This is a genomic window from Betaproteobacteria bacterium (genome assembly GCA_016720925.1).
Taxonomy (GTDB): Bacteria; Pseudomonadota; Gammaproteobacteria; order Burkholderiales; family Usitatibacteraceae; genus UKL13-2.
The window spans coordinates 77,078-99,767 of sequence record JADKJR010000038.1; the positions used below are offsets into that span (position 1 = coordinate 77,078).

General features: G+C 57.1%; 24 protein-coding genes and 1 pseudogene. 13 read left to right on the forward strand and 12 right to left on the reverse strand.

Features of this window, described 5'->3' with window-relative positions:
* Positions 1–7: 7 nt before the first annotated feature.
* Positions 8–1,411, reverse strand: coding sequence for an aspartate ammonia-lyase (locus tag IPP88_24740; GenBank protein ID MBL0125727.1), 1,404 nt, complete (start codon positions 1,409–1,411; stop codon positions 8–10).
* A gap of 528 nt (positions 1,412–1,939) precedes the next feature.
* Entirely contained in the window at positions 1,940–2,332 is a 393-nt protein-coding gene (locus IPP88_24745; GenBank protein ID MBL0125728.1) for a DUF1801 domain-containing protein, read from the reverse strand.
* A gap of 153 nt (positions 2,333–2,485) precedes the next feature.
* Here IPP88_24745 and tsaB point away from each other — a divergent pair, with 153 nt between their 5' ends.
* The 6 genes from tsaB to IPP88_24775 all read left to right on the forward strand — a co-directional run bounded on the left by tsaB (position 2,486) and on the right by IPP88_24775 (position 6,894).
* A complete protein-coding gene (gene tsaB, locus IPP88_24750; GenBank protein ID MBL0125729.1) occupies positions 2,486–3,217 on the forward strand; it encodes a tRNA (adenosine(37)-N6)-threonylcarbamoyltransferase complex dimerization subunit type 1 TsaB in 732 nt (243 codons plus the stop codon).
* The gene (rimI, locus tag IPP88_24755; protein MBL0125730.1) at positions 3,214–3,702 is read left to right on the forward strand and encodes a ribosomal protein S18-alanine N-acetyltransferase; all 489 of its coding nucleotides are present in this window, start codon (positions 3,214–3,216) and stop codon (positions 3,700–3,702) included. The genes tsaB and rimI overlap by 4 nt, the downstream gene beginning before the upstream one ends.
* 56 nt (positions 3,703–3,758) lie before the next feature.
* Positions 3,759–4,520, forward strand: a complete 762-nt coding sequence (locus tag IPP88_24760; GenBank protein ID MBL0125731.1) for a uracil-DNA glycosylase — start codon at positions 3,759–3,761, stop codon at positions 4,518–4,520.
* A 320-nt stretch (positions 4,521–4,840) separates the two neighbouring features.
* On the forward strand, positions 4,841–5,467 hold the full coding sequence (locus IPP88_24765) for a LemA family protein (GenBank protein ID MBL0125732.1): 627 nt from the start codon (positions 4,841–4,843) through the stop codon (positions 5,465–5,467).
* Between the two features lie 54 nt (positions 5,468–5,521).
* Complete coding sequence (locus tag IPP88_24770; GenBank protein MBL0125733.1) at positions 5,522–6,388, forward strand: TPM domain-containing protein; 867 nt, start codon at positions 5,522–5,524, stop codon at positions 6,386–6,388.
* A 5-nt stretch (positions 6,389–6,393) separates the two neighbouring features.
* Positions 6,394–6,894 (forward strand): TPM domain-containing protein, encoded by a 501-nt coding sequence (locus tag IPP88_24775; protein MBL0125734.1) that lies wholly within the window; start codon positions 6,394–6,396, stop codon positions 6,892–6,894.
* Between the two features lie 146 nt (positions 6,895–7,040).
* Here IPP88_24775 and lplT read toward each other — a convergent pair whose 3' ends face one another.
* The 5 genes and pseudogenes from lplT to IPP88_24800 form a co-directional block, all read right to left on the reverse strand.
* Positions 7,041–8,372: a lysophospholipid transporter LplT gene (lplT, locus tag IPP88_24780; protein ID MBL0125735.1), complete on the reverse strand. Its 1,332-nt coding sequence runs from the start codon at positions 8,370–8,372 to the stop codon at positions 7,041–7,043.
* 113 nt (positions 8,373–8,485) lie between these two features.
* The gene (locus IPP88_24785) at positions 8,486–8,983 is read right to left on the reverse strand and encodes a hypothetical protein (protein MBL0125736.1); all 498 of its coding nucleotides are present in this window, start codon (positions 8,981–8,983) and stop codon (positions 8,486–8,488) included.
* A 3-nt stretch (positions 8,984–8,986) separates the two neighbouring features.
* Positions 8,987–10,329 (reverse strand): annotated as a pseudogene (locus IPP88_24790) (PhoH family protein).
* A 257-nt stretch (positions 10,330–10,586) separates the two neighbouring features.
* A complete protein-coding gene (locus IPP88_24795; protein ID MBL0125737.1) occupies positions 10,587–11,045 on the reverse strand; it encodes a peroxiredoxin in 459 nt (152 codons plus the stop codon).
* A gap of 54 nt (positions 11,046–11,099) precedes the next feature.
* Positions 11,100–12,068 (reverse strand): polysaccharide deacetylase family protein, encoded by a 969-nt coding sequence (locus IPP88_24800; GenBank protein MBL0125738.1) that lies wholly within the window; start codon positions 12,066–12,068, stop codon positions 11,100–11,102.
* Positions 12,069–12,201: 133 nt separating this feature from the next.
* Here IPP88_24800 and IPP88_24805 point away from each other — a divergent pair, with 133 nt between their 5' ends.
* The 7 genes from IPP88_24805 to IPP88_24835 all read left to right on the forward strand — a co-directional run bounded on the left by IPP88_24805 (position 12,202) and on the right by IPP88_24835 (position 17,983).
* Positions 12,202–12,609 carry a group II truncated hemoglobin gene (locus IPP88_24805; protein ID MBL0125739.1) on the forward strand — a complete coding sequence of 136 codons (408 nt, stop codon included), beginning with the start codon at positions 12,202–12,204 and terminating at the stop codon, positions 12,607–12,609.
* Between the two features lie 249 nt (positions 12,610–12,858).
* Complete coding sequence (gene typA / locus IPP88_24810) at positions 12,859–14,673, forward strand: translational GTPase TypA (protein MBL0125740.1); 1,815 nt, start codon at positions 12,859–12,861, stop codon at positions 14,671–14,673.
* 176 nt (positions 14,674–14,849) lie between these two features.
* Entirely contained in the window at positions 14,850–16,178 is a 1,329-nt protein-coding gene (gene rmuC / locus IPP88_24815; GenBank protein MBL0125741.1) for a DNA recombination protein RmuC, read from the forward strand.
* A 132-nt stretch (positions 16,179–16,310) separates the two neighbouring features.
* Positions 16,311–16,829, forward strand: coding sequence for a molybdopterin-guanine dinucleotide biosynthesis protein B (gene mobB / locus IPP88_24820; GenBank protein MBL0125742.1), 519 nt, complete (start codon positions 16,311–16,313; stop codon positions 16,827–16,829).
* Between the two features lie 15 nt (positions 16,830–16,844).
* Positions 16,845–17,096 (forward strand): molybdopterin converting factor subunit 1, encoded by a 252-nt coding sequence (moaD, locus tag IPP88_24825; GenBank protein MBL0125743.1) that lies wholly within the window; start codon positions 16,845–16,847, stop codon positions 17,094–17,096.
* 22 nt (positions 17,097–17,118) lie between these two features.
* Positions 17,119–17,589 (forward strand): molybdopterin synthase catalytic subunit MoaE, encoded by a 471-nt coding sequence (gene moaE / locus IPP88_24830; GenBank protein ID MBL0125744.1) that lies wholly within the window; start codon positions 17,119–17,121, stop codon positions 17,587–17,589.
* A 10-nt stretch (positions 17,590–17,599) separates the two neighbouring features.
* Positions 17,600–17,983 carry a DUF2237 domain-containing protein gene (locus IPP88_24835; GenBank protein MBL0125745.1) on the forward strand — a complete coding sequence of 128 codons (384 nt, stop codon included), beginning with the start codon at positions 17,600–17,602 and terminating at the stop codon, positions 17,981–17,983.
* 190 nt (positions 17,984–18,173) lie between these two features.
* Here IPP88_24835 and IPP88_24840 read toward each other — a convergent pair whose 3' ends face one another.
* The 5 genes from IPP88_24840 to IPP88_24860 form a co-directional block, all read right to left on the reverse strand.
* Positions 18,174–19,292 (reverse strand): YeeE/YedE family protein, encoded by a 1,119-nt coding sequence (locus tag IPP88_24840; protein MBL0125746.1) that lies wholly within the window; start codon positions 19,290–19,292, stop codon positions 18,174–18,176.
* Positions 19,293–19,354: 62 nt separating this feature from the next.
* On the reverse strand, positions 19,355–20,647 hold the full coding sequence (locus IPP88_24845) for a porin (protein MBL0125747.1): 1,293 nt from the start codon (positions 20,645–20,647) through the stop codon (positions 19,355–19,357).
* 79 nt (positions 20,648–20,726) lie between these two features.
* On the reverse strand, positions 20,727–21,197 hold the full coding sequence (locus IPP88_24850) for a DsrE/DsrF/DrsH-like family protein (GenBank protein ID MBL0125748.1): 471 nt from the start codon (positions 21,195–21,197) through the stop codon (positions 20,727–20,729).
* Positions 21,198–21,269: 72 nt separating this feature from the next.
* A complete protein-coding gene (locus tag IPP88_24855; protein ID MBL0125749.1) occupies positions 21,270–21,497 on the reverse strand; it encodes a sulfurtransferase TusA family protein in 228 nt (75 codons plus the stop codon).
* A gap of 385 nt (positions 21,498–21,882) precedes the next feature.
* Positions 21,883–22,509, reverse strand: coding sequence for a Rieske 2Fe-2S domain-containing protein (locus IPP88_24860; GenBank protein ID MBL0125750.1), 627 nt, complete (start codon positions 22,507–22,509; stop codon positions 21,883–21,885).
* Positions 22,510–22,690 lie beyond the last annotated feature (181 nt).

The following is a 22,690-nucleotide window of genomic DNA, read 5'->3' on the forward strand; positions in this document are numbered from 1 at the left end:
GTTACGATCATTGCTCGAACTTCGGGCTGATCAGATTCTCGAACGAAAATACCTCGTCCCAATGCTGCTGCGTCATCAGCTTGTGTTCCTTGACGACGATGTCGTGCAGCGACTTGCCGGTCTCATATCCTTCGCGTGCGATCTCCGCGCACTGCTTGTAGCCGAGCGATGGTTTCAGGACGGTGATAATGCCGAGCGAATTCAGCACCATGTTGCGGGTGTGCTCCGCATTGGCGGTGATGCCCTGGATGCAGTTGGTGCGCAGGCTGTTGACCGCGTTTTCCATCGTCGAGATTGACGTGAATAGCGCGAACGTAATGACCGGTTCCATCACATTCAGTTGCAGTTGCCCGGCTGACGCGGCAAGGGTCACCGTGAGGTCGAGACCGATGACGAGGAAGCTGGTCTGGTTGACGACTTCCGGAATCACCGGATTGACCTTGCCCGGCATGATCGAGCTGCCCGGTTGCATCTGCGGAAGTCTGATTTCATTGAAACCGCAGCGCGGGCCCGAGGCCAGCAGGCGGATGTCATTGCAGATCTTGGTGAGCTTCGACGAGGTCCGTTTAAGGACGCCCGAGAGCAGCACGTACGCGCCGGTGTCGGAGGTCGCCTCAATCAGGTCGCCCGCCAATATGAATTTGGCGCCGGTCAACTCCGACAAGTATTTGGTCGCGAGTTCCGGGTAACCGGGCGCCGCCGTCACGGTGGTGCCGATCGCGGTTGCGCCGAGGTTTATCTCGTGCAGGAACTGACGGACTTCGGCGATGCGTTGTACTTCCTCGCCGATCGTCGTTCCCCAGCCGTGAAACTCCTGGCCGAGCGACATTGGCACCGCATCCTGCAAGTGCGTCCTCCCCATCTTCAAGACCTGCTCGAATTCTTTGCCCTTGGCAAAAAAAGCATCCTGCAAACGCCGCAACGCATCCATATAACTGCTGAGGCGCAAAATCAGTGCAAGCCGGAATGCCGTCGGATACACATCGTTGGTCGATTGCCCGAAGTTGACATGGTCATTTGGACTGACGTACTGGTATTCCCCCTTTTTGTGGCCGAGGTGTTCAAGCGCGAGATTGGCGATAACCTCGTTCGCGTTCATGTTGGTCGATGTGCCGGCGCCACCCTGGATGAAGTCCGTGACAAACTGATCGCGCATTTCGCCGGCGATCAAACGGTCGCACGCACCGGCGATGGCGTCGGCAATCTTGGTATCGAGTACACCGAGATCACGGTTCGCCAGTGCCGCCGCTTTTTTCACGTAACCGAATGCCATGACGAAGTAGGGCTCGGTCGACATCGGGATGCCGGTGATATGAAAATTCTCTTTTCCTCGCAGCGTCTGGACGCCGTAATACGCGCTGTCTGGAAGCTGTTTTTCGCCAAGGAAATCTTTTTCGGTGCGGTAGTTCATTGAGCATTCCTTCGTGAGTACGATGAGTGATTTCAGTCACCAATGAAAATTATGATGCGGCCACGCGGCAGCTGATTTGCGTCTGATCAATCGAAATGCCATTCGCTCGTTTTTTGATATGAGTTAGATCAAACTCCACGGCCGACGCGCACTTTTTTCCGGTTTTGGGAGTGGAATTTGTGGCGGACGGCGCGGTTGTCGAGCGGTGATTGCCGTGATGTTTTTGATAACGGTTCTTCGCCCACCTGTTTTCCCGCTGCACACAGGTTGTTGACAAGTGAATGGGATTGCGGAGGGTTATGTTTTCGGCGATGGATTTGCCAAACGTGTGGGAACGCAGGTTATTAGTGAAACTCCAGCATTGGCGGGCGTTTCCGGGCGAAAACGCCTGAAAAGGCGCGCCGATGCGGGTGTCTCGGTGCCTATTCTTGTAAGCCCTCCGATGGAAACCTGAAAAGGCAAATTCAAATACTTCCTAGGCTTCTCCAAGCCTGCGCATTCGCGCCGCGCATATGTGGACACATCGCACTAGACATGCGTAATCCACTGCCGGATGACATTCGTGAATGCCGTGCGCTTCGCGGCAATGTCCCGCAAATCCCGAAACTTGGCGACGGCTCGATCCGCGGCCAGCCATTCCAGTATCGATTCCGGGTCGGCTATCTTGCTGCCCGCGTCCAGATCGGCGCGCTTCTTTGCGCCGAAGTGCAGTATTAACTGAACGCCATTTTTCGCCCGCAGATGCATGGTCGCGAAAAATTCCGATGTGCGAAAACTCGGCGCATTCCATTTAATGCTTTCGGCGATACAGGGGTCCGTATCGAGAATGATTTGCCGCAGGGCGAGAATTTCCGGTTTGTGTGGGTGATCGAGCGACGCGAGGAAAGTGTCGACGTCCGCGGGTTCGTTCGCCTTGCGCAGGGTGGATTTTGGGTTCGGTGTTTTCGAGGGCACGTTGCGCTCCCATAGGAAATTACAGGGAATTCAGGAAATTGTTCATGCATCCACAAATCACGAATCAAGCTGTAGATGGCCGATTCTAGGATAATGGCGCAATCATTGGTCAAACCTGCCATGTCCGCCTTTAGTCTCCTCGCTCTCGAAACCTCCACCGAACGCCTGTCGCTCGCGATCCTGCGCGGCGATCGCATGTTCGTGCGCGAGGTCGATGCCGGGCAGCGACATTCGGAACTCGCTTTGCCGCTGATGTATGAGTTGCTCGCGGAAGCCGGTACCACGCTGGCGGATCTTGACGTCATCGCCTTTGGGCAGGGGCCGGGCTCGTTTACAGGTGTGCGCATTGCCTGCGGGCTAACGCAGGGATTGGCTTTGGGACTTAACAAGCGCGTGGTGCCGGTGCCGACGCAGATGGCGCTGGCAGAGCAGTGCGGGGCAACGAAGGTCATCGTCGCGCTCGATGCGCGCATGGGGGAAATATATTTCGCCGCGTACCACCAAAATAATGACGCCACCGGCTGGACAGCGGTGGTCGCGCCGCTGCTGGTCAAGCCGGAACAATTGCCGGCGCTGGATGGCGATGGCTGGTGCGGCATTGGCAGCGGGTTTGATGTGCCCGCGCTGGCGGAACATCTATCCCGTTGCTATGGTGCGCAAATCAGCCGCAACGTCATGCATGCCTTGCCGAGCGCGCGTGACGTGGCCAGCATTGCCGCGCGGGAGTTGACGAAATCCGGGCTGGAAAGCGCGCTGTCACCCGAGCATGCCGCGCCCCTTTACCTGCGCAACAAGGTCGCCATGACCATCGCCGAACGGGCCGCGCATCACCTGAAAAAGGCGGCGGCGTGAGCGCGGTATTGGCGATGCCGGTTGCTCCGGCGCTAGAATACCGGCCGCTGGCGGAACGCGACATGACGACGGTCGCTGCCATCGAAGCGAGTGTCTACGTCTTTCCGTGGACCATTGGCAATTTCCGCGATTCCCTGATGAGCGGCTATCAATGTATCGGTTGCTGGACGGGTGACGAATTGATTGGCTACGCGATTGTCATGACGGCGCTGGAAGAAGCGCATTTGCTGAATATCGCGGTGGCAAGTCACTGGCAACGGCGTGGCGTGGGTGAACAATTCCTCCAGCATCTCATACTTGCCGCGCGCAAGCGGCGTCTGGAAATGCTTTACCTCGAGGTGCGACCTTCCAACATCGTCGCGCGCCGTATGTATGAGCGCTTTGGGTTTCGGCAACTGGGAATGCGCCGCGACTATTATCCGGCGGTCACCGGGCGCGAGGACGCGCTGTTCCTCGGCCTTAATCTGGCGGTGCCGATTATATGAATCTGCCCTACGACGAAGACTATCTGCGCGAGATGGAGCTGTGGCCGTTTTTCGAAATGCAACAGCGATCGTTGGCGCAATCGCCGGGCGTGTTGTCGAGTCCATCGGTGACACGGGCGCCACCTACGGAAATTCCTGCACCGGCACGCCACGCGCCACCGCCACAATCAGGTACGGCTCGTGCCGCTTCAGTGTCGCGGCCTGCCGCACCCGTCGAAACAAATCCTGTCGTGGCTGATCCCGCCCGCGTGCCACGTATCGCGCACCTCGATTGGGATAGCCTGAAAAGGGAAGCGGCCACGTGCCAGGCATGCAAATTGTGCGAGAAGCGCAAGCAAGCCGTGCTGGGCGTCGGCGCGCCCAACGCACCGTGGCTGTTCGTCGGCGAGGGACCGGGCGCGGAAGAAGACGATCAGGGAGAGCCATTCGTCGGGCAGGCGGGCAAGTTGCTGGATGCGATGCTGACGGCCGCGGGTTTGCGGCGCGGGCGCGAAGTCTATATCGCAAATGTGGTGAAATGCCGGCCACCGGGCAACCGCAATCCATCGCCCGAGGAGACGCTGGCGTGCGCGCCACTGCTGGACCGGCAAATTGATCTCATCCAGCCCAAGCTGATCGTGGCATTGGGCAAAATCGCGCTCACGCGCCTGACCGGATCCGATGCCAGCATCGCATCGATGCGTGGCAAGCTGCATGCGTATCGCGGCATTCCGGTCATCGCGACTTATCATCCGGCCTATCTCCTGCGTAACCTGCCGGACAAGTTGAAGGCGTGGGAGGATTTGATGATGGCGAAGAAGGCGATGGCGGCTTTGTAATACCTGTCGGGAATTTCTGTCAACGTGGACGAACCGGAGCGGACCAGTAGCCGGGATGAAGCGAAGCGCAATCCGCGTTCGTCAGTAGTCAATATGGACATGCAAAGAATGCTCCTCGATTACGCTACGCTTCATCGAGGCTACGTCAACTGTCATTCCCGCCATTTTGCGGAATGACGATAACGGAAGATTGCGACGAAACCAGAGCGTAGCGCGACGGATGACGGACTTTGTCGACCCTTTAACCCCTTGCAAACGCTACAATCACCCCTATTTATCTGGCGCGATCATTTGATCGCCCTTTTTTCTCAGGAGCAAACATGCGCAAATTGGCTTTGTTGTTGGGTTTGGCGGCGATCCTTTCCCTTTCAGGCTGCGGGTACAACGATTTCCAGACGAAGGATGAAGCCGTCAAGAAATCATGGGCAGAGGTACTGAACCAGTATCAACGTCGCTCGGATTTGATTCCCAATCTGGTGGCCACCGTACAGGGCTATGCGCAACAGGAAAAAGACGTACTGCTCGGCGTCACCGAAGCGCGTTCGCGTGTCGGCCAGATGAAGATCGATGAGAGCGTGGTGAACAACCCGCAGGCGATGCAGAATTTCCAGAAAGCCCAGGGCGACCTTTCAAGCGCGCTGTCCCGGTTGCTGGTCGTGGCGGAAAACTATCCGCAGTTGAAATCCGACGCCAATTTCCGCGAACTGCAATCGCAGCTCGAGGGCACGGAAAATCGTATCACCGTGGCACGCAAGCGTTTCACGGAATCCATTGAGCAATACAACGTGCTCACGCGCCAGTTCCCGACCAACCTGACGGCGATGCTGTTCAGCTACGCAGTCAAGCCGCAATTCACGGTTGAAAACGAGAAAGCCATTTCGGTTGCGCCGAAGGTGGATTTTGGTGCCAAGCCTGCACCTGCGCCCGCTCCTGCGCCCGCAAAATAAGCACCCATTCTGAATCGGAGCACGATGATGGGATCGCGGGCACATAGTGTGCTGATGCGCATCTTCGCCTTGATGTTGCTGTGGACGGCCTTTGCCGTCCACGCCGCCGAGGGCGATCCGCAACCCATCCCCAAGCTGGACAAACGTGTCATCGATTTGACGGCAACCTTGTCCGCCGCAGATGAATCACGCATCGCGTCCCGGCTGGCCGCATTTGAAGCGCAGAAAGGTGCGCAGATCGCGGTACTGATTGTCGGCACCACGCAACCCGAGGCGATATTTGACTATGCGTTTCGGGTCGGCGAGGCCTGGAAGCTCGGCCGCAAGGGTGTCGACGATGGCGTGCTTTTTGTGATCGCCAAGAATGACCGCAAGTTGCAGATTCTCACCGGTCCCGGCCTGCAGGGTACGCTGACCGATGCCATGTCGAAGCGCATCATCAGTGAAATTGTCGGTCCGAAATTCCGCGCGGGTGACTTTGCCGGCGGGATCGAACAGGGCATTGAAAAAATGATTGGCGTGCTGCAGGGCGAGGCGCTGCCGGCGCCGCCGAAGAAACGTGTTGCCTCCCAGAGTGTGAACTATGAAAATTTCCTGATGCTTGGATTTGTGGCGGCACTGGTGGTCGGGCCGTTGCTGCGGTCGCTGCTGGGTAGGTTTCTCGGCGCCAGTGCGACGGGCGCCGTGACAGGCGCGGCGGCATGGTTCCTCGCGGGCGGAATGGTGTTTCCAATCGTGGCCGGCGTAATCATTTTCATTATTGTGCTGATGATGGGCGCGATGAGTCTTCCGGGTGGGCGCGGTGGCGGCGGTGGCTGGTCGAGCGGCGGCGGCTCCGGAGGATTTGGCGGCGGGTCGTCGGATAGCTTCAGTGGCGGCGGTGGCAGCTTTGACGGGGGCGGCGCCTCCGGCGATTGGTGATCGATATGCATTGGTTAAAACGCTTTTTCCGTCACGTCTGGATGTCGCCGATTATCCTTGGCAGGCGGTTTCCGGCGGCGACGCTCGCGGCCATTGAGCATGCGGTGGCCATGGGCGAAAAAACCCATCGCGGCCAAGTGCGGTTTGTCGTCGAGGCGGAACTCAACACCGGTCAGCTTTGGAATGGGATCACCTCGCGCCAACGGGCGATCGACGTTTTTTCACTGCTGCGCGTGTGGGACACAGAGGAGAACAATGGTGTTCTTGTCTACATCCTGCTCGCCGACCACAAAGTTGAAATCATCGCGGATCGCGCCATTCATCGCGAGGTTGGCGATGATCGCTGGCGCGCAATCTGCAAAGAGATTGAAGTGCGCTATCGGAAGGGTGATTTTCTCAATGGAAGCGTGATTGGCATAGAGAAAATCAGCGCGGAACTCGCGCATTGTTATCCGGCGCGCGGCGATGAGAAAAATGAGCAGTCGGACAAGCCTGTTTTGATGTAACCGCTGGGTAACCCTGCAGGATGCGCCGCTTCGAGCGCAACATTATTTACAAGGTAAACTCAAGCACTGGCGCGGCATTCGAGGCATTTTCGGCCGGAATGCCCCGCCAGTGCTTGAGTTTCAATGCTGGATGATGGCCGCGCCGTTCAGTGCGGCCGTTCTACAAAGTGTGACGGTGTCTCGCCTTTCTCAATACCGATTAACTGATCAATCTCCGGATGGCGCTGATGATTCAGCCGGTTCCAGTACATGATCAGCACCATCAGTGCGGCGACATATCCGCCAAACATGATGATGATCATGTTGATCGATAACTGGAACGAGAGCATCACGGAATAGATCGCCACCATCAGCAGGATATTGAGGTTCTCGTTGAAATTCTGGACGGCGATCGAATGGCCGGCCGAGAGCAGAACGTGCCCGCGGTGCTGTAGCAGTGCGTTCATCGGCACCACAAAGAAGCCGCCCAATCCACCAATCAGAATCAGCAATACGCAAACGACTGGTAGCGCATAGGTGACAGGCATCAGCATCACGGTAAAGCCCATGGCAACGCCGAATGGCAGCACGCTCAGCGCGTTCTTGAGTGTCATGTATCGGCCCGCCACCACGGCACCGATGATGGTGCCAACACTCGCGACACCCATCAGCAGCGAAGCCTGATCGAGGCGCAAGCCCAGATGTTGTTTGCCCCATTCCAGCACCATCAGTTGAAGCGTGGCGCCCGCGCCCCAGAATAATGTCGTGACGGCCAGGGAAATCTGGCCGAGTTTGTCTTTCCACAAAGTTTCCACGCAGTGCCAGAAATCGGTGATGAGCGTCACTACGTGGGTTTCCTGCTTGCGATAACGCGCGCCGGTGTCGGGGATATTCAGATTGAAAATCGCGGCGATAACATAGAACACGGCGATCACCAGAATGGCCGCTTCCGGCGGCGTATCGACGCCGGTGTTGAACATGGGCAAATCAAAGGACAGCAGCCAGCTGGAAACATTGGGACTGACGAGTGCGCCGCCGAGCACCGTACCGAGAATGATGGACACCACCGTCAATCCTTCTATCCAGCCATTGCCCTTGACCAGTTGCTCTGGCGGCAGCAGCTCGGTGAGGATGCCGTACTTGGCCGGCGAATACATCGCCGCGCCGATACCAACGACCATGTAACCGGCAAATACGACCCAGAATCCGCCGTTGCCGGGCAGCTTGAGAAAATCAAAAAAGAAAATGGCAAAACAGCCGACGATCTTGATGGTGTTGGTGATGAACATCACCTTGCCCTTGGGCAAGGAATCGGCAAAGGCGCCGACGAAAGCCGCCAATACCACGTATGAAACCGCGAACCCCCATTTGATCATCGGTGTCATCCAGCTCGGCCCTTGCAGCATCTGGATGAGCGCGACGCACGCAATGAACAATGCGTTGTCGGCGAGCGACGAAAAAAACTGCGCCGCCATGATGGTGAAGAAACCGCGTTTCATCGATGTGTGAGTGAATTAAAGTGCGCCTGTTCATTCAGGCGACGCATAAAGAATGCAGCCATATTACCCGATGTAACTTGCCGTTCCGGCTTGCTGCGGTGCGCAATAGACGCTCATTGCAGCGCGCCACGGAATTGGTTGTTCAATTGCGTGGTCGACTGGTTGGTACGGGCTTCGCTGCGTTCGTCAAGACCCGGTTCACGCGGGATGCCATCCGGTCCGTAATTACTGCACAGGCCGACCAGGCAGAGCGGGATTCTGATTTTTTCCCAAGGCGTCATCGGCCGATCCCGCTCCAGCCGATCCCGGAGTTGCATGATCGGTGCCTTTTTCGGCGCGACATAGTCCTCCGGTTCCACATATCCATAGACAATGATTTCATCGAGCCTCGTGACTGTCTCAACGCGCGCCTTGTCCGCCTCCGAAAATCTCTGTGGCTTTGTGCTCAATAATTGCTTGGGCAGTTTTTTCGCCGCGGTTTGTGCCGGCGTATCAAGCGGATCACTTGCCTGGACTTTCGAAGGCGTGTCAGGGGAGGATCCAGACGCGCCCGTTTGCGCGCCCGCTGGCCACGACAGGACCATCAGCGCGCAAACCCAGCCGAATCTCATCGGCTAAAGAACTTCCGCGGCATGATCGGCAAGACGCGAACGCTCACCGCGCTGCAGGGTGATGTGACCGGAATGTGTCCAGTCCTTGAAGCGATCGACCACGTAAGTCAGTCCGGAAGATCCCTCGGTGAGGTACGGCGTGTCGATCTGCGCGATATTGCCGAGACAAACCACCTTGGTACCCGGCCCCGCGCGGGTAATCAATGTCTTCATCTGCTTGGGCGTGAGGTTCTGCGCTTCGTCAATGATCAGGAATTTATTGAGAAACGTGCGGCCACGCATGAAATTGAGCGATTTCACTTTGATGCGCGAACGGATCAGGTCGCGCGTCGCCGCGCGGCCCCAATCGCCGGCTTCGTCGTCTGTCGCGTTGAGCACATCGAGGTTGTCTTCCAGCGCGCCCATCCATGGATTCATTTTTTCTTCCTCGGTTCCTGGTAGGAAGCCGATGTCCTCGCCGACCGGCACCGTCACGCGGGTGATGATGATCTCCGAATACACCTTGAATTCGAGTGTTTGCATCAGCGCCGACGCCAGCGTGAGCAGGGTTTTGCCGGTGCCCGCCTGTCCCAGCAGCGTGATGAAATCCACTTCCGGATCCATCAGGATATTGAGCGCGAAATTCTGTTCGCGATTGCGCGCCACAATGCCCCAGATATTGTTCTTCTGGTGGGTGTAGTCCTTGAGCGTCTTCAGGACGGCGGTCTTGCCTTCCTGAGCGGTGACCATCGCGTAGAACGGTTTGTCGTCGTCCTGGTAAACGAACTCGTTCAGGCTCAACGACGATACCAGCGGCCCCTTGATGCGATAGAGCGTGCGGCCGTGTTCCTGCCAGGATTCAATATCCTTGCCGTGCTTGTCCCAGAAATCCCTGGGCAATTCGCGCATGCCGGTGAATAGAAGATCGGTATCCTCCAGCACTTTGTCGTTGAAATAATCTTCAGCAGCGACGCCAATGGCGCGTGCCTTGATGCGCATGTTGATGTCTTTCGACACCAGCACCACGCTGCGCTTGTGATTGTGATGTTGCAGGTCGAGTGCGACGGCGAGAATCTGATTGTCTGCCTTGCCACTGTCAGGCAGCGCGGACGGGAAATCCAGCGTCACTGGGCGCGTCTGCAACAGCAACTTGCCCGTTGCCTCCTTGGTGCCGAAGCCCGCCTGACGCCGTTTTCAATGTCGCTCTCGGTGCTGGAAACAATATCGTCCAGGAAACGGCTCGCCTGACGCGCATTGCGCGCGACTTCGGTCATGCCTTTTTTGTTGTTATCCAACTCCTCCAGCGTGATCATCGGCAGGTACACATCGTGTTCCTCGAACCGGAACAGCGATGTCGGGTCGTGCATCAGCACGTTGGTATCGAGCACGAATAACTTGGTATTGCCTTTGGTGGCGGAAGTTTTTGTATTTGCGGGTCTCGGGGCCAAGTGGTTTCCTCTCGTTCGTTACACGTTATTCGTTTTGAGCTCGGGTCGTCAGGAATCGTCGCGCCGCAGATTCATGCCGCCCTGAAAAGTGAAAAACCCTCTTGCGGCGCTTTGCCTCAAGAGGGTTCATCGTGGAAAGTAGAATCAATTCGGCTGGGTGCTTTGCTGTAAATTCATTATGACATGGATTTTGCGGCATTTAAGACTTCCAGGGCATGGCCATCAACCTTGACGCCGCGCCACTCCTTTGCCACTTCGCCGTTGCGGTTAATGATGAAGGTTGAGCGCTCAATGCCCATAACCTTTTTACCATACATGTTTTTCTCTTTGATGACATTGAATATCTTGCACATCGTCTCGTCGCTATCGGACAACAGGTCAAACGGGAAATTCATCTTGGCCTTGAATTTCTCGTGACTGGCGACGCTATCCCGCGATACACCAAACACCATGAAGCCGGCCTTGGTGAATTCCTTGTGCAGATCACGGAATTGCGCGCCTTCAATCGTGCAGCCGGGCGTGTCGTCCTTCGGGTAAAAATAGACAACGTAGGGATGGCCTTTGAATGCCGCGCTGGCGAAACGCTGGTTGCCTGTGGCAGCCACTTCAAAATCGGGGATCGCATTTCCGGACATGGTGATCGGCTCCTGAATCGATTGCGGTTAAAGAAACGTCAGGCAAACAGCAAACTACGCAGCCTCGGCGTGCTTGGGCAAAAATGGCCGGCCTTGCAAAAGCAGGAGACCGCTGCGCCCGGGAATAGAACCTGACTTTGCCTCATAGTACGGCAGATGCGCCCGGTCCAGATTACGATAGACCGTTTCGGTCGATACCAGTTCATACCCCTGGTCCTTCCAGCCCGCCAAAAGTTTATCGAAAACGGGCAGCAAGCGCATGCCTTCGAGCTCGGCATGCAACGTGAAGACATGCGCCGCCATCGGCGCCTGCGCAGCACGAATAGCCGGCGCGGTCTCTGTCAATGTCAGCAATTGTTCATGCACGTTGGCGTCAGTGCAGTTGTCCAGACCGATCAATTCATCGAGCGTGGGAAGAGTGGTGGGAATCTGCGGGCAGTCGATGATCTCGGCATTGACCACCGGAAAATGCGGCGTGGCGCCGGGCATAAGCGCGCGGCCATCGCTGCAATAGTCAAATTTCATTTCCTCTGTGAGTCGCAGTGCATGTCTGGACATCTGCCAGCCGGCAGCGCCATGGGTTCGGGCGGATTCCTTGAAAATGTCCGTAAAGCGATTTTGCGCGAGTTGCATTTGCCCGCGGGTCCAGGCCGCATCGGCTTCGCCGACGCCGTCCTGCCATTTGACGTGATCCCACGTGTGGATGCCGACCTCAAAGCCTTCATCGCGGGTCCTGGACAGAATGTCGCGGCAGCGTTTACCGATGTCCGGTCCCGGCAGCAAGGTGCCGTAGAGCAGCGTCGGAAAGCCGTAATGCGACACCACCGAGGTGCGTTTGACCTTGCCGAGAAAGCCCTTGCGGAACACGCGCTTGATGGCGCGGCCGGTGTGGTCGGGGCCGAGACTGAACAGGAACGTGGCGCCGGCCTGGTGTTTCTTCAACAGGTCGATCAGCGCAGGAACGCCCAGCCTGGTCCCTTTCAGCGTGTCTACATCTATCTTGAGCGCGAGGTACTTTTTCATGAGGCTTTTTTTGGAATAGGACACATTATGCCGCAGCGCAGGCGTAGCCACGTGACGCGACTTTCAAGTTTCTTTGAAGAGGCATTTCATCCGCGGCTGAATCCTCCACCATCCAATTGGCTAAAATGAAGCCATGCAAATCGACCAATCCCAAACCCGGATAACACCCTACGACCAAATTGGCGGCGAGCCCGCCGTGAAAAAACTGGTCGAGAAATTCTATGACTTGATGGACGCCGACCCGGATTATTACGGCATCCGTAAAATGCACCCCCCCACACTGGACGGCTCGCGCGAAAAACTGTTCAAGTTCCTGATGGGCTGGCTGGGCGGTCCGCCCCTCTATGAACAGGAGTTCGGTCATCCACGACTTCGGGCGCGGCATTTGCCGTATGCAATTGCGTCGGCGGAACGCGACCAGTGGATGGCCTGCATGGTTCGCGCGATGACCGACACCGGTATCGAAGCAGACATGAGCAAGCGGCTCGCGCAGTCATTCTTTCAAACGGCGGACTGGATGCGCAATACCGGCGACAACTGATGAAACTCCTTATTGGGAGCGGACTTCAGGCCGAAAATGGCCGGAAACGTGCGCCAGCGCTTGTGTCTTGCCAGAAATTCGCCTTGAAGTGTTACCGTGAATTCTGGCTGGATGCCTGGCGGCGGGTGCGCCATCAAAAGCCGGAAAACGCGCTAAATCACTGAAAGGTTGGGATTTTCATAGGGAAAAACGGGCAGTCATGATAGACTTGCGGGTTATCCAATCTGCCTCACCCATTGAAAGCTTTTCATGCCTCGCGCCTTAAGAAATATCGCCATCATTGCCCACGTTGACCACGGTAAAACCACGCTGGTTGATAAACTCCTGCATCAGGCCGGCTCGTTCGCCGCCCATCAGCACATCGCCGAACGGGTGATGGATTCCAATGACCTGGAAAAAGAGCGCGGCATCACCATCCTCGCCAAGAACACCGCCATCGACTACGAAGGCGTGCATATCAATATCGTCGACACCCCCGGCCACGCGGATTTCGGCGGCGAGGTCGAGCGCGTGCTGTCGATGGTCGATAGCGTGTTGTTGCTGGTTGATGCCGTGGAAGGCCCGATGCCGCAAACGCGGTTCGTGACCAAAAAGGCGCTGGCGCTGGGATTGCGCCCAATCGTCGTGGTGAACAAGATCGACCGTGAAGGCGCGCGCCCGGACTGGGTGGTGAATCACACCTTTGAATTGATGGATAAGCTGGGTGCCACGGAAGCGCAACTCGATTTCCCGATCGTGTACGCCTCGGCATTGAATGGCTGGGCGACGCTCGACTGGAAACAGCCCGCGACCGACATGCGTGCGCTGCTGGATACCATTTTGAAACACGTTCCGGCGCCGTTCGCGGAATCAGAAGGATCGTTGCAACTGCAGATTTCCGCCCTTGATTATTCGAGCTACGTCGGGCGCATCGGCATCGGCCGAATTCGCCGCGGCAAGATCAAGTCGGGACAAGAAGTGCTGCTACTGACACCGGACAAACCGCCGAAGCGTGCAAAGGTCAATCAAGTACAAAGCTTCCAAGGCCTTAACAAGGTGCCAATGGATGTCGCCGAGGCGGGTGAAATCGTATTGATCAACGGCATCGATGATCTGTCCATTGGTTGCACCGTCGCCAGCACGGACAATCCGGAAGCGCTGCCGTTGCTGGGCGTGGACGAGCCGACGTTGACCATGAACTTCCAGGTCAATACCTCGCCATTCGCCGGTCAGGAAGGCAAGTTCGTCACGTCAAGGCAGATTCGCGAGCGCCTGGACAAAGAGTTGCTGGTGAACGTGGCCTTGCGGGTCGAGGAAACCGAGGATACCGATGTGTTTCTGGTGTCGGGCCGCGGTGAATTGCACCTGACCATCCTGCTGGAAAACATGCGCCGCGAAGGCTACGAACTGGCGGTCGGCAAGCCGCGGGTGGTGTTGAAAGAAATCAACGGCGAACAATGCGAGCCGTATGAAATGCTCACGGTGGATGTCGAAGACAGCAATCAGGGTGCGGTGATGGAGGCGTTGGGCCAGCGCCGTGCGGACTTGCTCGACATGGTACCGGACGGACGTGGGCGAGTGCGTCTTGACTACCGCATTCCCGCGCGTGGCCTGATCGGCTTCCAGACCGACTTCATGAACATGACGCGCGGCACCGGCATCAAGAGCCACATATTCGACGAGTACGCGCCGATCCGCGGCGATCTGCCCTCGCGCCGCAACGGTGTGCTGATTTCCGGCGAGCAGGGCGAGGCCGTGGCCTATGCGCTGTGGAAATTGCAGGAACGCGGCCGCATGTTTGTCACGCCCGGCGATCGCCTGTACAACGGCATGGTGATCGGTATCCACAGCCGCGATAACGATCTGGTGGTCAATCCCATCAAGGGCAAGCAGCTCACCAACGTGCGCGCGTCCGGCACCGACGAAGCGGTCGCACTGGTTCCGGCCATGCAGTTGTCGCTGGAAAGCGCGATTGAATTCATCGACGATGATGAATTGGTGGAAATTACGCCGAAGAACATTCGCATCCGCAAGCGCTTCCTGCTGGAGCACGAACGCAAGCGCGCGAGCCGCGAAGCCGCGTAGCTTATGAAAACTCCGGTACTGGGGCGGATTTTCGGCCATTACAGGCTGGAGAAGCGCGCCAGTGCTAGAGTTTAGATGGCGTCGTAGACTCTGACGTGGATCTGCAAACACTCATCATCCTGCTGATTGTTCTGGTTGCGCTGCTGATCGTGGCCGTGATCTGGCTGGCGTTTTCCATGCGTAAGGATGACCCGATCGCGGAGCAGGAAACCGCGCGGGCCATTGAAGCCGCGCAGGAAGCGCGTCACCGTGCCATGCTTACGGATTTGTCCGAAGGCCTCGCCAAACAGGGCGATCGCATTGCGACGAGTCAGCTCGATGCATCCGAGCGCGTTCGCCAATCCGTCGCGTCCCTGCAACTTGAGCAAACGCAGAACCTCGCCGGCAACCGTGAGGAAATGATTCGCCAGCTTGCCGCGCTCAATCTCGAAATCCAGCAGAAGCAGGAAGCACTCAAAACAGCGATGCTTGGCGGCACATTGGAAAAGCTGAACGAGCAATCGCTGGCGCAGCAGCAGAAAATCGAATCGACGCTGCGCATGGTCACGGACCGCATCAACGCGTCCATTGAAGGGCTCACCAAATCCACCGATAAACGCCTTGAGGAAATCGGCGGCAAGGTCAACGAGCGGCTCGATGAAGGCTTCAAGAAAACCAACGAGACTTTCGTCAACGTGATTGCGCGATTGGCGACGATCGACGAAGCGCAAAAGAAAATCGACGGACTCACGACCAACGTGGTATCGCTGCAACAATTGCTGGGCGACAAACGTTCGCGCGGCGCGCTCGGCGAACGCCAGCTTGAAGACATCATCAAGAATGCACTGCCGGAATCGGTCTATGAATTCCAGTACACGTTTTCAAGTGGAAAAGTGCGCGCCGATTGCGTGCTGAAACTGCCTGCGCCAACCGGTTTGATCGCAGTCGATTCCAAGTTTCCGCTGGAAAGTTACGAGCGCATGTTCATGGAGGGGCCCGAGCGTGTCTCGGCGGCCGTGTTCAAAACCAGCGTGAAAAAGCACGTCGATGATATCGCCGACAAATACATCATTCAGGGTGAAACCGGCGAGGGCGCGGTGATGTTCATCCCGGCCGAAGCCGTTTTCGCCGAGATTCATGGCAATCATCGCGACCTGATCGATTACGCCGCCGCGCGGCGCGTCTGGCTGGTATCACCGACCACGCTGATGGCGGTGCTGAATACCGCGCGGGTTGTGCTGAAGGATGTGGAAACGCGCAAGCAGATTCACATCATTCAGGATGAACTGGGCAAGCTTGGCGCCGATTTTGGACGCTTTCAGGCGCGCATGGACGATCTTGCCAAGCATATCGGCCAGGCCAACAAGGATGTGGAGCAAGTGCACATTTCCAGTCGCAAAATCAGTGAACGTTTTCAGAAAATCGAAAAAGCCGAGCTCGATCCACCAATTACGCCGACCGCCATCGGCTCAACGGAAACTGCCGATTTACCACCCGCGCTGATCGTGGCCAAAGCAGGTGAGTAGAGGGTGTATCAGTGTGTTGCTTGCGCGATCGGATGTGAGCGCCGGCAACGAAACGGCACGCAACTTCCTTTGGACTGAAATCCGGGTAATTGTGACGCCTGCTGTTACGTTGGCTCAAGTAGAATCAAGCCCATGAAGACCATCGCAATCGCCGGCTACTCCGGCAGCGGCAAGACCACGCTGATCGAAAAAGTCATTCCCTGCCTGGTCATGGAAGGATACAAGGTCTCGCTGGTCAAGCACGCGCATCACGAATTCGATATCGACCAGCCGGGCAAGGATTCGCACCGCCATCGCCTGGCGGGCGCGACGGAGGTGCTGATTTCGGCCAGCAACCGCTGGGCTTTGATGCACGAATTGCGCGGCTCGGCGGAACCATCATTGGAAGAGCAGTTGAAGCATTTGTCACCCTGTGATGTGGTAATCGTCGAGGGCTGGAAGTATCAGGTGATGCCGAAGATTGAAGTGCATCGCAAACTGGCGGGTAAGCCGCTGCTGTTTGTCGATGATCCCTCGGTCGTCGCCGTGGCGACCGACGAGTCGCTTGCGACCGGGCTGCCGCAATTTGCGCTTGATGATGCGGAAGGCGTGGCGCTGTTCATCATTCACCACCTTGGCCTGCGCAAGGCAGCCATGCACGTCGTGAAGTGAACGTGTGACGGCATCATGGTGAAGGTCATGTTCTTTGCAAGTCTTCGTGAGGCGCTTGGCACGTCGCAGGAAGCCGTGTCCGTGCCCACGCCGGCAAACGTAGGTGCGTTGATCGGCGAATTGCGCGCCCGGGGCGAGACTTGGGCACAGGCGCTCGCCAGCGGCAAGCGCTGGCGTGTCGCGGTGAATCAGGAGATGGCCACACTGGAGACGGTACTTTCCGAAGGTGATGAGGTGGCGATATTTCCGCCGGTAACAGGTGGGTAGTGATGAAACATATACTTACGCCATGAAAATCAGTATCCAGACTGCGGACTTTGATGTGGGCGCGGAATGTACGGCGCTCCGCGCAGGGAACGCGAAAATCGGCGCGATCGCGTCTTTTGTCGGGTTGGTGCGTGACATTAATGAGGGCAGTGGAGTTTCGACACTCACACTGGAGCATTACCCGGGCATGACGGAAAAGGCGCTATCCGCGATAGTTTCGCGGGCCCAATCGCGTTGGGATGTCCTCGATTGCACGGTGATTCACCGCGTCGGAGACCTGGCGCCCACCGACCAGATTGTGCTGGTGATTGTCGCCAGCGGCCATCGGGGCGATGCCTTTGCGGCCTGCGAATTCATCATGGATTTCCTGAAGACAGACGCGCCGTTCTGGAAAAAGGAACAGACACCGCAGGGTGAGCGCTGGGTGGATTCGCGCGACAGCGACGCGACAGCGGCGCTGCGTTGGCAGGACAAATTGAAGACGGGTAAATGAAGCCATGCCGATGAGTCGTTCTCCTGAACCGGCGAGAAACGTTTTGGGCGGGCCGCTTCAAAGTTGTTGCACATCGCCGCCCACAGGTTATTTGCGCGATGGTTTCTGCCATACCGGCCCGGACGACCGGGCATCACATACCGTTTGCGCGCAAGTCACATCCGAGTTCCTGGCATTCAGTCTTTCGCAAGGCAACGATTTATCGACTCCGCGGCCGGAATTCAATTTCCCGGGTTTGCAGGCCGGAGATCGCTGGTGCCTGTGCGTTGCGCGCTGGGAGGAAGCGTTCCTGGTGGGCGTTGCGCCGCCGGTGATATTGGCGGCAACGCACGAGCGCGCACTTGAAGTGGTCGAACTTGACGAACTGAAAGCACATGCGGTTGGCGTCAAGTAGTACCACTAAGTGACAAGACGCAAGCTCTGACGCGGCTCCTATGGCATAAATGTCTGGAGAAGCCCGTCAATGCTGGAGTTTCTATTTCAAGCCGGTAATTCGCTGGCGACCGCTCGCGTCAGGCAGTTGTGTTCCACCAACCCAACATGTAAATCGAGGTTGGCGGTGCCCTTCACAATCTTCACGCAGTCTATTCGCGCGTTTCGCGCCAGTAGATGTACTTTAGCGTGCCCACGCCTCCTGCGATGATGGACAGCGCCGCAAGTATCGAGCCGATCGCCAGCGTCGAGACACCCGACATGCCTTGGCCAATGGTGCAACCCAACGCCGTTACGCCGCCAAAGCCCATTAGCAGGCCGCCAATCACGTGGTCTCTTGTGTCTGCTGTCGACGCGAATCCTTCAAGATGAAAGCTCTTTGTCACGAGTGCCCAGGTGAGGGATCCGAGGACGATGCCCAACGCGGAGGCAATGCCGAAAGTGACCGCAAGCGACTTGTCCGTCCAGAGCAGGAAGAGTTCAAGCGTGTACGCAGCGGGGGCGACAAAGCTGAATGTTTCGAGCGTCCTGGAATTGGTGCCGGCGAATACCACTTCAAGCGTGTCGGGATTTTCACCAAAGCCGAGGTGCCCGGTAACATACCACCCAGCAGTGATGAGCAGGCCCATTGCAATGGCCGACGCTACCTGCACAAGGCTGCGCCGGAAGCGTGCATCCTTGAAAACGAAGATCAATAGCGCCACTGCCAGCAGGCCGGCCGTTGATACGATCGCGCTGCGTGCCTCCATGCCCGTGCCGCGGGCAACGGCCTCCGCGAGGCTTTGAGTCTTCATGCCCCATGTGGACAGATCAATTGCCACGGGGTCAAGCCACGTCACGCGCCAAATCGCGGGGAGACCTTTCATGGTCGCGTAGGCAGAAATGGCAATGAACACGATGACCACCAGCGAGCGAATGCTGCCTGCGCCGATTCGCAGCAAATTTTTGTTCGCGCAACCGGAGCCGAGCGACATACCTATGCCGAACGCCAGTCCGCCGACGATTGGCGAGAGGATGCCGAGCGTTGGACGCAGATAAATGGATTTGCTGAGATCGATGAGGCCGGCAATTTGGAGCGCGGTCGCGCCGATGATCGCCACGGCGATCGCCAGCAGCCACATGCGCATGCGACCCCAGTGGCCCATGTTGACGATGTCGGAAAGCGCACCCATGGTGCAGAAATTCGATTTGCTGGCGATGATACCGAATGCGAACGCCAAGCCGAACCCCCACGCCACGACGAGCGTGCTCAGGCTACCGGTTGTTCCCAAGGTCTCCTCCTTGAAATGTCACTCTGCGTCGCGCCGCGAAGCCGCGCGACGCAGACCTTGAATCAGAAGCGTGTGCCGAAGGCGAAGCCTAACGAGTTTTGCGACATGCCGATGGTCTCGTTGCCGCCGGCATTGGGGATCGGGAACAGCGCGTTGAACAGCGACGAGCCAGTGACCGTTACCCGCGGGGCATGCATGTAAGCAACGCTCCACTCGGTATTCTTGCCAACACTGTAAGTAAAGCCAAGCGTGTAATGATCCTGTACGACGCCGGGCGCGAGGATGTTGAAAGTGACATCGCGCGGTTCGATCGGATTATCCGAGCGGCCGAAACCGGCGCGCAGGGTGAGCGACTTGTCGAGCGCGTATTCGACGCCAAGTTTCACGACGCTGATATCCTGCCAGCCGAAGCCCGGGCCACCGTTGGAGCCCAAAGGCGCCTGGTTGCTGCTGCGGTTGCCGATCGAATTCACGCCGCTATACTGGATGCGTTTGTAGTCGAGCAGCACTGACAATTCCGGCATCGGCTGCAGGCCAATTCCGACGGTGTAACTGGCAGGCATATCGAAACCGCCCTGCTCGGCAAACAAGCCCTTGTATTTGTCGAACTCACCCATCTTCATCTTGGTGGCATAGCTTGCGCCGATGCGAAACGCATTGCTTATATGGCCGAGGTAGCCGATGCGGATACCGTAGCCCGTCGAACTCGAATAGCCATTGTTGCTCACGTCGCCGGGACTGCCGCTCAACTGCGTAAAGAGTTGCACGCCCTCGATCTTGAAGCGTTGATATCCAAACAATGGCGATACGCCGACGCTGTGGCCGTCGGTGAATTTCCACGACAAGGTCGGGGCGATCAATAGTTGCGAGAGGTCGACGCCCAGCTTCCCGGAGCCGCACAACGCATTGGCCGGGCCGAACTGGAATTGCGCGTTCGGGCACTGGTACGCTCCTTGCGGATACGAGGAGTTCATGCCGCCATTGCCGTACACCGTTACGCCAAGCGACATGTCGCTGGAAATCATCCGGTTATAGCCAAACTCAGGAATGAAAAAATTTGTGTGGCCGCTTTCGACCTTGCCGTTGAGCGGAGGAATGGCGGCACCGCTGCGCTCGGCGTCGCGTTCGGGGCTGAACCAGTCAAGACCGGCGTCGAGCCGATTGCCGACAAAGACCATCTGTGCGGGGTTGTTGGCGCCGCCAAAAGTGTCATCGGTGCGCGTCATGCTGGCGCCAGCCATGCCTTTTGACTTGATGCCGTAGCCGTGCGAGAAATAACCGTCGGTTGCCAGCGCAATTTGCGGGGCCAGGCAACCTGCGGCGAGCAATGCGAGAAAAATTCTGGTGCGTGTCATGGTGTTCCTTTCCGAGAGGAATGATCAGAGACCGGTGCAGGTGCACGCGGCCTGTTTGCAGCAATGCGAAAGTCTTTTGTCAAATGAAGAGGCAGATGTCGGTATCGCCGGCGAATCCCATGAAGGTCGATGCGCCGCCGTAAGTCACCTCTTCGATGAATTCGCTCTTGTCGAATTCGAACAGATCGACGGTCATCTGGCAGGCGACGAACTTGACCTCGGCTTCGAGGCAGAGCGCCCGCAGTTCTTCAAGGGACGCAACGCCCTTGGATTTCATCTTGTTCTTCATCATCATTGTCGCCATCGACTCCATGCCCGGCAAAATTTGCACGAGAACCGGCATGGGCACGGGCATCGGCATTGCCGGATTTGCAAGCGGACTGATTTTTACGTCCGACAAATCCTTGCGCAGAAGTTGCAGGCCATAGAACGTGAAGAAAATCTGCACTTCATATCCGAGCGCGGCCGCCGTGGACGCCAAAATGAACGGTGGATACGCCATGTCGAGCGTACCCTTGGTGGCGATGAGCGCCATCTTCTTTGTTGCCATGATTTCTCCTGGGTTATCAATAAGCGATGAGGCGCGCCAACCGCGACGGGCTTGCGCAATGCAAAGGCGCGGTCAAGCCTTTTTCATCAGGAATACATATTTGCCGCCTTCCTCAGTCGAGGAAAGCAGGGAATGGCCGGTCTGCTCGGCGAACGCCGTCATGTCGGCGACGGATCCGCGGTCAGTCGAGATGATCTTGAGAACCTGTCCCGAGCTCATGTCGTTAAGCGCCTTCTTGGTTTTTACGATGGGCAGCGGGCAGGAAAGGCCGGATGCGTCGAATTCCTTGTCAAAACTCATGTAATTTCTCCTTGTGCGAATGGGGTGGCGCTTCCGGTCAACTCGACCGGTCGGGCACGTTTGGTTCTGTTTCAAATCTTTTGTTGAGCGGTTTGTCAGCAATTACATTTTGTTGCTTTTCAAGCTTCGCTTGATATTGCGCCAAGCTGAAACGACGGTATTGATATGCATCAGACAAGGACCAAATCTTTGAAATGCCCAGTTTTACTCGGTCGCTATATCGCGTGGACAAATTGAAATATCCGCATGAAACAGAGCGATACACCGAGCCATGCGAAGTCCATCTGACTCGCATTAGGCGGTCTTGCGCAATTCCAGTCTATTCCCGCAGCGAGTAATGGCCCGACTACCCATGTGGGTAGGTTGCCCCCCCGCCAAGTGAGGACTACCAGAAGGCCAGCAAACGGCCCTCGGCGACCTTGGAGTCGAAGCGCTTCAGCGGGCTGTTGCCCTTCTTGATGCAATCGCCGCTTCTGACATCGAATTCCCATTGGTGTTTTGGGCAAGTCAGGGTGCTGCCATTGAGGGCCAAATGCGGAATATTGGTGCTCTGATGGGGACAGCGGCTGTCGTACACCTGAAAGGATTCATTGCTGCGATAAATGAACAGGCCGCGCCCGTCACAGTCAATTCGCGTGACATCACCATCCTTGACATCGTCAATGGCCAGGACGTCGTGCCACTCACCGGTGCTGGCCAGTGCATCGGGCGAGAATTCCGGGATATTCATGTCCAGGATGATATCCACCGCCCAGATGATTTTTGCCAGGCCCAACGCCGGAAACGCCATCAGCAGCGCGTCGAGAATTTCCGCCGGCGTACTTCCCTCGCGCAATGCTCGCCCCAGATACTGGCGAAACCCGCGATCTGTCTGCGCATGGACTTTGGTAATGACGGAAATCAGGTTCCTGGTTTTTGGGTCGAGATGCTTGCCGGCATCTTTCAGGAAGGCAAAGTAGTGCCCCAACGCTTCCGGTCGGGTTTTTAGCAGGTAGTTCAGTGCGTCACTCATGGTGTGAAATCACTTTCATTCAGGGTTGAAATTTTGCGGTCGTTGTATCCCTTGCTTGCTTCCCGAATTGCTCCGCAAATCGTTTCCACGCTTTTCGAACAATAACCAGATGCAGTTAAAGTTCGGTGTTGCATGTTGTGCCGGCGACGAACTTGCGGAGACAAGTCGGGCTTTTGATGCA

Excerpts from the sequence above, each read along its gene's own strand:
- IPP88_24740 (MBL0125727.1), bottom strand. The coding sequence starts at position 1,411 with ATGAACTACCGCACCGAAAAAGATTTCCTTGGCGAAAAACAGCTTCCA.
- tsaB (MBL0125729.1), top strand. The coding sequence starts at position 2,486 with ATGTCCGCCTTTAGTCTCCTCGCTCTCGAAACCTCCACCGAACGCCTG.
- IPP88_24760 (MBL0125731.1), top strand. The coding sequence starts at position 3,759 with ATGCAACAGCGATCGTTGGCGCAATCGCCGGGCGTGTTGTCGAGTCCA.
- IPP88_24765 (MBL0125732.1), top strand. The coding sequence starts at position 4,841 with ATGCGCAAATTGGCTTTGTTGTTGGGTTTGGCGGCGATCCTTTCCCTT.
- IPP88_24770 (MBL0125733.1), top strand. The coding sequence starts at position 5,522 with ATGCGCATCTTCGCCTTGATGTTGCTGTGGACGGCCTTTGCCGTCCAC.
- IPP88_24775 (MBL0125734.1), top strand. The coding sequence starts at position 6,394 with ATGCATTGGTTAAAACGCTTTTTCCGTCACGTCTGGATGTCGCCGATT.
- lplT (MBL0125735.1), bottom strand. The coding sequence starts at position 8,372 with ATGAAACGCGGTTTCTTCACCATCATGGCGGCGCAGTTTTTTTCGTCG.
- IPP88_24785 (MBL0125736.1), bottom strand. The coding sequence starts at position 8,983 with ATGAGATTCGGCTGGGTTTGCGCGCTGATGGTCCTGTCGTGGCCAGCG.
- IPP88_24795 (MBL0125737.1), bottom strand. The coding sequence starts at position 11,045 with ATGTCCGGAAATGCGATCCCCGATTTTGAAGTGGCTGCCACAGGCAAC.
- IPP88_24800 (MBL0125738.1), bottom strand. The coding sequence starts at position 12,068 with ATGAAAAAGTACCTCGCGCTCAAGATAGATGTAGACACGCTGAAAGGG.
- IPP88_24805 (MBL0125739.1), top strand. The coding sequence starts at position 12,202 with ATGCAAATCGACCAATCCCAAACCCGGATAACACCCTACGACCAAATT.
- typA (MBL0125740.1), top strand. The coding sequence starts at position 12,859 with ATGCCTCGCGCCTTAAGAAATATCGCCATCATTGCCCACGTTGACCAC.
- rmuC (MBL0125741.1), top strand. The coding sequence starts at position 14,850 with ATGCGTAAGGATGACCCGATCGCGGAGCAGGAAACCGCGCGGGCCATT.
- mobB (MBL0125742.1), top strand. The coding sequence starts at position 16,311 with ATGAAGACCATCGCAATCGCCGGCTACTCCGGCAGCGGCAAGACCACG.
- moaD (MBL0125743.1), top strand. The coding sequence starts at position 16,845 with ATGGTGAAGGTCATGTTCTTTGCAAGTCTTCGTGAGGCGCTTGGCACG.
- moaE (MBL0125744.1), top strand. The coding sequence starts at position 17,119 with ATGAAAATCAGTATCCAGACTGCGGACTTTGATGTGGGCGCGGAATGT.
- IPP88_24835 (MBL0125745.1), top strand. The coding sequence starts at position 17,600 with ATGAGTCGTTCTCCTGAACCGGCGAGAAACGTTTTGGGCGGGCCGCTT.
- IPP88_24845 (MBL0125747.1), bottom strand. The coding sequence starts at position 20,647 with ATGACACGCACCAGAATTTTTCTCGCATTGCTCGCCGCAGGTTGCCTG.
- IPP88_24850 (MBL0125748.1), bottom strand. The coding sequence starts at position 21,197 with ATGGCAACAAAGAAGATGGCGCTCATCGCCACCAAGGGTACGCTCGAC.
- IPP88_24855 (MBL0125749.1), bottom strand. The coding sequence starts at position 21,497 with ATGAGTTTTGACAAGGAATTCGACGCATCCGGCCTTTCCTGCCCGCTG.
- IPP88_24860 (MBL0125750.1), bottom strand. The coding sequence starts at position 22,509 with ATGAGTGACGCACTGAACTACCTGCTAAAAACCCGACCGGAAGCGTTG.